General features: G+C 63.9%; 5 protein-coding genes, 1 tRNA gene, 1 other RNA gene and 1 pseudogene. 5 read left to right on the top strand and 3 right to left on the bottom strand.

Translation table 11 applies throughout. The annotated features are described in order from the left end of the window. Positions 1-72: 72 nt before the first annotated feature. From betA to betI, 3 genes are read right to left on the bottom strand one after another with little or no spacing between them, the layout of a single operon-like run. The gene (gene betA, locus BIS11_RS08190; protein ID WP_253418968.1) at positions 73-1,758 is read right to left on the bottom strand and encodes a choline dehydrogenase; all 1,686 of its coding nucleotides are present in this window, start codon (positions 1,756-1,758) and stop codon (positions 73-75) included. A gap of 45 nt (positions 1,759-1,803) precedes the next feature. Further along, complete coding sequence (gene betB, locus BIS11_RS08195) at positions 1,804-3,273, bottom strand: betaine-aldehyde dehydrogenase (protein WP_253418965.1); 1,470 nt, start codon at positions 3,271-3,273, stop codon at positions 1,804-1,806. A 32-nt stretch (positions 3,274-3,305) separates the two neighbouring features. Beyond that, on the bottom strand, positions 3,306-3,896 hold the full coding sequence (gene betI / locus BIS11_RS08200) for a transcriptional regulator BetI (protein ID WP_253418962.1): 591 nt from the start codon (positions 3,894-3,896) through the stop codon (positions 3,306-3,308). A gap of 235 nt (positions 3,897-4,131) precedes the next feature. Between betI and BIS11_RS08205 the strand changes: the two genes are divergently transcribed. From BIS11_RS08205 to BIS11_RS08225, 5 genes and pseudogenes are all read left to right on the top strand, one after another. After that, entirely contained in the window at positions 4,132-5,064 is a 933-nt protein-coding gene (locus tag BIS11_RS08205) for a choline ABC transporter substrate-binding protein (protein ID WP_253418959.1), read from the top strand. A 114-nt stretch (positions 5,065-5,178) separates the two neighbouring features. Continuing rightward, a tRNA-Met gene (locus tag BIS11_RS08210) sits at positions 5,179-5,255 on the top strand. A gap of 52 nt (positions 5,256-5,307) precedes the next feature. Further along, positions 5,308-5,404, top strand: an RNA gene (gene ffs / locus BIS11_RS08215) — signal recognition particle sRNA small type. Positions 5,405-5,747: 343 nt separating this feature from the next. Further along, entirely contained in the window at positions 5,748-6,482 is a 735-nt protein-coding gene (locus BIS11_RS08220) for a transporter substrate-binding domain-containing protein (RefSeq protein ID WP_253418956.1), read from the top strand. A 33-nt stretch (positions 6,483-6,515) separates the two neighbouring features. After that, a pseudogene (locus BIS11_RS08225) lies at positions 6,516-6,740 on the top strand (DUF3750 domain-containing protein); the annotation flags it as partial.

Here is a 6,740-nt window from a genome sequence, read left to right on the forward strand (position 1 = left end):
AGGCGGGACTGGCAGTAGGCATGAAAAAACGCCGCGACGAAGGCGGCGTTTCAAAGACAAGGGTGAGAGATGCTAGCGGGCGCTCGGGTGGCGCCTTGCCGGAGCGTTGCCGGCCACGTAGTAGTCGACGCTATCACGCGGCAGCGGCTCGCGGCCGCGAATGCGGTCGGCGATCTTCTCCGCCAGCATGAGGGTCGGCGCGTTGAGGTTGCCCGTGGGGATGACCGGGAACAGCGAGGCGTCCACTACGCGAAGCCCTTCCACGCCGTGCACGCGGCCCTGGCCATCGGTCACCGCGTCCTCGCCTTCGCCCATGCGGCAGCTTCCGCAGGGGTGGTAGGCGGTTTCGGCGTGGCTTCTGACGAAGGCGTCGAGCTCTTCGTCGCTCTGCACGTCCAGGCCCGGGGCAACTTCGCGGCCGCGGTACGCGTCGAAGGAGGGCTGATGGATGATCTCGCGGGTCAGGCGAATGGCGTCGCGAAACTCCTCCCAGTCCTTCTGCTTCGACATGTAGTTGAACAGGATACTCGGGGCGGCATGCGGGTCCTTCGAGGTCAGCCGGATACGCCCGCGGCTTTTTGATCGCATCGAGCCGACGTGGGCCTGGAAACCGTGGGCCTCGACCGCGCTCTTGCCGTTGTAGCTGATCGCGATGGGCAGGAAGTGGTACTGCAGGTTAGGCCACTGCTCGTCGTCGCGGGAGCGAATGAAGCCGCAGGCCTCGAACTGGTTGCTGGCGCCGATGCCGGTGCCCTTGAACAGCCAATCGAAACCGATCTTCGGCTGGTTGTACCACTTCAGCGCCGGGTAGAGCGAGATCGGTTTCTTGCACTCGTACTGGATGTACATCTCCAGGTGATCCTGCAGGTTCTCCCCGACGCCGGGCAGGGCGTGCACGGTATCGATGCCGAGCGCCTTGAGATGCGCCGGGTTGCCCACGCCGGAGCGCTGCAGGATCTGCGGCGAGGCGATCGCGCCGCCGCACAAAAGCACCTCGCGACGGGCGCGCACTTGCTGCCTCTTCCCCTTGCGCTCGTAGCGCACGCCGACGGCGCGCTTGCCCTCGAACTTGATCACATCGGTGACCGCGTGGGTCTCGATGGTCAGGTTGTCGCGCTTCCTGGCGGTGTCCAGGTAGCCGCGAGCGGTGGAGGCGCGCCGCCCCTTGGGGGTGACGAAACGATCCATCGGGCCGAAGCCCTCCTGCTGGTAGCCGTTGACGTCCACGGTTTCCGGGTAGCCCGCCTCTTTCGCCGCCTCGATGAAGACGCGGTAGAGCGGGTTGTTGCCTTTCTTCGGCGTGGTCACGCTGACCGGGCCGCCGTCGCCGTGGTAGGCGTTGGCGCCGATGTCACGCGTCTCGCACTTCCTGAAGTAGGGCAGGCAGCTCTGGTAGTCCCAGTCCGCAAGACCCGGCAGCGTCGCCCAGTTGTCATAATCCAGGGCGTTTCCGCGGATGTAGCACATGCCGTTGATCAGCGACGAGCCGCCCAGGCCCTTGCCGCGGCCGCACTCCATGCGCCGGTCGTTCATCCAGGGCTCCGGGTCGGTCTCGAAGGCCCAGTTGTAGCGTTTGCCTTGCAGCGGGAAGGCGAGTGCCGCCGGCATCTGGGTGCGAAAGTCGAACCGGTAGTCCGGCCCGCCGGCTTCGAGCAGCAGTACGCTGACGTCCTGGTCTTCGGTCAGACGCTTGGCGAGCACGTTGCCCGCCGAGCCCGCGCCGATGATGATGTAGTCGAATTCACGCCGTCGTGACATGGGTAGCCTCCTGAGTCGGTTCATGGGGTCCTGACGCGCAGGGCGTCAGAAGACCGACTCGAACGGTCCCATCTCGATCTGGATGGATTTGGTCTGGGTGTAGTGGGCAAGGGTCTCGACGCCGTTCTCGCGGCCGATGCCGGACTGCTTGTAGCCGCCCACCGGCATCTCGGAGGGCGACTCCCCCCAGGTGTTGATCCAGCAGATGCCGGCTTCGAGGCGATGGATCACCCGATGGGCGCGGTTGAGCGATTCGGTGAATACCCCGGCGGCGAGCCCGTAGTGGGTGTCGTTGGCGCGCTGGATCACCTCGGCCTCGTCGTCGAAGGCGAGAAGCGACATCACCGGGCCGAAGATCTCCTCATTGACGATACGCATGTCGTCGCGGCAGTCGGTGAAGATCGTCGGCGCAGCCCAGGCACCCTTGGCAAACGCGCCCTCGCTCCAGCGCTCGCCGCCGACCAGCACGCGCGCGCCTTCCTGTTTACCCAGCTCGATGTAGGAGAGCACTTTCCTCTGGTGCTCGAAGCTCACCAGCGGGCCGAAGTTGGTGGCACCATCGAGCGGGTCGCCGGCCCTGATGCGCTCGACGCGCTCGACAAGCTTCGCTTCGAACGCTTCCTTGACGCTCGCCTCGACGAACACGCGGGTGCCGTTGGTGCAGACCTGGCCGCTGGAGTAGAAGTTGGCCATCATCGCGGCGTCCGCGGCGCGGTCGAGATCCGCATCGGCGAACACGATCAGGGGGGACTTTCCGCCCAGCTCCATGGTCACTTCCTTGAGCGACGAGCTCGCCGCGGCGGCCATCACCTTCTTGCCGGTACCCACCTCGCCGGTGAACGACACCTTGGCGATGCCCGGGTGTTCGCTCAGCATCGCGCCGACGCGTCCGTCGCCCTGTACCACGTTGAATACGCCGTCGGGCAGGCCCGCCTCGGTGAAGATCTCGGCAAGCTTAAGCGTCGTGAGCGGGGTGACTTCGCTTGGCTTGAACACTACCGCGTTGCCGGCGGCAAGCGCAGGCGCCGCTTTCCAGCAGGCGATCTGGAGCGGGTAGTTCCAGGCGCCGATGGCACCGATCACGCCAAGCGGCTCGCGGCGGGTATAGACGAAGGAGTCCTCGCGCAGCGGAATCTGGCTGCCCTCGATCGCTGGCGCCAGGCCCGCGTAGTACTCGAGCGCGTCGGCGCCGGTAGCGATATCGACGCTTGCGGTTTCGCTCAGCGGCTTGCCAGTGTTTTGTGACTCGAGGCGGGCGAGCTCGTCGTTGCGCTCGCGCAGGAGTGCCACGGCTTTCAAGAGCACTCGAGAGCGCTGCATGCCGCTCATCGCCGCCCACTCCCGCTGGCCGCGACTGGCCGCTTCCACGGCGCTATCCACGTCCTCGACGCTCGCCTGACCGACCACGGCAAGCTCGCTGCCGTCGAAAGGATTGATGACGCTGAAGGTCTCGCCGGAGGTGGCCTGGACCCGGGCGCCGTTGATGAAAAGGGGCTGAGCGTCATGTGTACTCATCGTATGCTCCTGAAAACGTGACGGTGATGAATTCAGCGCGCAGCATCGAGCAGCTGGTCGCGATAGGCGAGTGCCAGGCGGCGCGCCGCGTCGGCGTCGAGTCCCTGAGGGGCAAGCGCCCCGCGAAGCCACAGCCCGTCGATCATCGCCGCCAGGGTGCTCGCGGCCTCCCGGGCCTGCTCGCGCGGCAGCACGCGGCGAAACTGGTGGCACAGGTTGGAATAGAGCCGCCGGTCGTTGATGGTCTGCAGCCGAGCCAGGGCCGGGTGGTGCATGCTGCTGGCCCAGAACGCGAGCCAGGTCTTGGCGGCAGGACCGGAAACCTGGGTGCGATCGAAGTTGCCTTCGATGATCGCGCCGATATGAGCCCCGGGCGAATCGTCGCTCAGCGCGCGCCGACGCTCGGCCACCGCTTGACTCAGATCGGTCAGGATCTGGCGCATGGTGGCTTCGAGAAGGCCGTCCTTGCCGCCGAAGTAGTGGCTGATGATGCCCGCCGAGACCCCGGCATGACGGGCGATGCGCATCACCGTGGCCTCGGCGAGGCCGACGTCGTTGATGGCGGCCATGGTGGCCTTGATCAACTGCTCGCGGCGTATTGGCTGCATTCCCACTTTAGGCATGGCACTCTCCTTTCGGGTTGGCATCGCTTTGGTGCCTGTCGATCTCGATGATCTATCTTAATCTGACTTAAGTTAGTATCGGATGCTCGATTGCGCCGCCTTGAAATTCGCCCTGGGGCATGATTACCTGACCATGGTCACATTTCTTTATTGAACGTTCAATCAATATAAAGTTCCGGCGGGAACGAAAGCGTTCGCCGACGCGCTGGAACGCTTTGCAAACTGGGAGACAACGATGGGCCATTCAAAGACAACGACGCTGGGTGCCTTGGCACTGTTCGCCGCACTACCGAGTGCGGCGCTGGCCAATGAGTGCACCACCGTGCGCTTCGCGGAAGTAGGCTGGACCGACATCACCGCGACCACGGCACTCGCCAGCGAAGTGCTGGAGGCGCTGGGCTACTCGCCGCGTGTCGATACGGTATCGGTGCCGATCGCCTACGCCGGCATGCGCAACAACGATTTCGACGTGTTCCTGGGCAACTGGATGCCATCGATGGCGTCCATCAGCGATCCTTACGTCGAGGATGGCGACGTCGAACGGCGCGTGGCCAATCTCGAAGGTGCCAAGTACACCCTGGCCGTTCCGCAGTACGTCTATGATGCCGGCGTGACCTCGGTCACCGATCTGGCTGAACACGCCGACCAGTTCGACTCCCGGATCCATGGCATCGAGGCGGGCAACGACGGCAACGAGCTGATCGAACGGATGATCGCGGACGACGCCTATGGCCTCGGTGACTGGCAGGTGGTCGACTCCAGCGAAGCGGGCATGCTCTCGGAACTCACCACCCGCGTGCCCAATGAGGAGTGGATGGTGTTTCTCGGCTGGGAACCGCACCCGATGAACACCAACTTCGACATGGCCTATCTCTCCGGCGCCGACGACTACTTTGGCCCGGACCTGGGGGGGGCGACGGTCTACACCAATACCCGCGTCGGCTTCGTCGACGAGTGCCCCAACGTCGGCCAGTTGCTCGACAACATGACCTTCACTCTCGAGATGGAGAACGAGCTGATGGCCTCGATCATGGATGACGGCGTTGCCGCCCGCGAGGCCGCCAACGCCTACCTGAAAGAGCATGACAACGTGCTCGAGGCGTGGCTCGACGGCGTGACCACCCGCGACGGCGACGAGGGCCTTACCGCCGTACGCGAGGCGCTCTGACACACGACGAGCCGAAGTTTCATGCGTTTTAGATATTTAGCGACCAGGGCAGGCCATCTTGGCTTGCCTTTTTCATCCGAGATAGGCATACTCTGCACCCGCTGATGTCGGAAAGGCTACGTAGCTCAGCTGGTTAGAGCACATCACTCATAATGATGGGGTCCCCTGTTCGAATCAGGGCGTAGCCACCACATCACGCGCGATACGGCCGGTTTCGAAAGGTCTGTATCACTATGGTGGCCCCTTAGGTCCTCCCGCAACGCGAAACTGCAAACCCCGCCAGGCCCGGAAGGGAGCAACGGTAGTGGTGGATGCGTGTGCCGGGATGTGGCTTTTGGGGCCGCCTCCATTTCTGATCCTGCCTCTTCATCGCGACCTGGTGCCTGCCGAGTCGACGTCTGATCACTTCTTTTCGTTCGCCATCGCTCTCGACCCGCAAGGTTGGGTGCTCCATCATGCCTGTACGCTGCCACTTCGTGGCCGGTGCGAGCCTACAAGCCTTTGTCATGCTTGCTATCCTTCGTGACGAAAACCCGTTGACCACGGCCTTTATCCATCGAAGGCTCGTTGTCACACAAGCGATAGTGCTTCATCGAGGTCGACGCCGCTGGCTCAACGGGTGAGAGTAAACTGATTCGATATCTGGACGACGGGTTTCGAGCCCGTCAGCAAAGGAGTTCGGCATGAGTGACCTTCGTCAGGTACGCGACGCCCTGGCCCCGACAGGCGTATTGAGAACCACGATCAACGTAGGAAATCCCATCCTGGCGGCGCAATCTGCGGGCGCTTCCCGGCCCCACGGTATCTCCATCGATCTGGCCACCCGCATCGCCGAACGGCTGGACGTGGCGCTGGAGCTTCTGGTGTTTGCCTCGGCGGGGGAGGCCGTGATGGCCGTGGAAGAGGGCAAGGCCGACATGGGGTTCTTTGCTCGCGACCCGGTCCGGGGCGCGGGCATCGATTTCACTTCCCCCTACGTATTGATCGAGGGCTGCTATCTGGTGCGTGACGCCTCCCCGGTCACGGCTATCGAAGAGGTGGACCGAATCGACCACCGCATCGTGGTTGGCAAGGGCAGCGCCTACGACCTTTACCTCACTCGCACCCTCGAGCGGGCCGAACTGGTGCGCGCGCCCACCTCACCCAGGGTCGTCGAGCACTTTCTCGAGCATGATCTTGAGGTGGCGGCGGGGGTGAGACAGCAGCTCGAGCTGGGTGTCAGGGAGAACCCCGGGTTAAGGCTTCTACCCGGGCGTTTCATGACCATCGAACAGGCCATGGGCGTCGCGAAAGGGCGAGACCCTGCGGTAATCGAGTTCCTTGCCTCGTTCATCGAAGAGATGAAGGCTCAAGGGGTGGTCGCAAAACTGATGTTGCGCCACGGCATCGAAGGTGCCACGGTCGCGCCGCGAGAGTGATCGCCCTGCGGGCGAACATCGACGGAATAGGTCATGAAGACGTTCTTTCTCTGGCTGTTGAGCCTGATCATCCTCTTGCTGCTGTTGCTGGCGGGCCCCGCGTGGCTGCTGCTGACCCAGCAGGTCGAGACGCGGGGAAGCTGGTCCAGCGCCAACCGTGACTCTGCGGAGCTGGCGCCGCTACCCGAGGATTACGCGCCGGCGGTGGTGCAGGTGTACGCTGCCCGTGCCTTCAGCTGGCGCGGGGCGTTTGGCGTG

It is taken from the genome of Halomonas sp. 707D4 (assembly GCF_024158685.1).
GTDB lineage: Bacteria > Pseudomonadota > Gammaproteobacteria > Pseudomonadales > Halomonadaceae > Vreelandella.

Bases quoted from the DNA above. Each gene is read 5' to 3' on its own strand.
- BIS11_RS08205 (WP_253418959.1), top strand. From the start codon at position 4,132: ATGGGCCATTCAAAGACAACGACGCTGGGTGCCTTGGCACTGTTCGCC.
- betI (WP_253418962.1), bottom strand. From the start codon at position 3,896: ATGCCTAAAGTGGGAATGCAGCCAATACGCCGCGAGCAGTTGATCAAG.
- BIS11_RS08220 (WP_253418956.1), top strand. From the start codon at position 5,748: ATGAGTGACCTTCGTCAGGTACGCGACGCCCTGGCCCCGACAGGCGTA.
- betA (WP_253418968.1), bottom strand. From the start codon at position 1,758: ATGTCACGACGGCGTGAATTCGACTACATCATCATCGGCGCGGGCTCG.
- betB (WP_253418965.1), bottom strand. From the start codon at position 3,273: ATGAGTACACATGACGCTCAGCCCCTTTTCATCAACGGCGCCCGGGTC.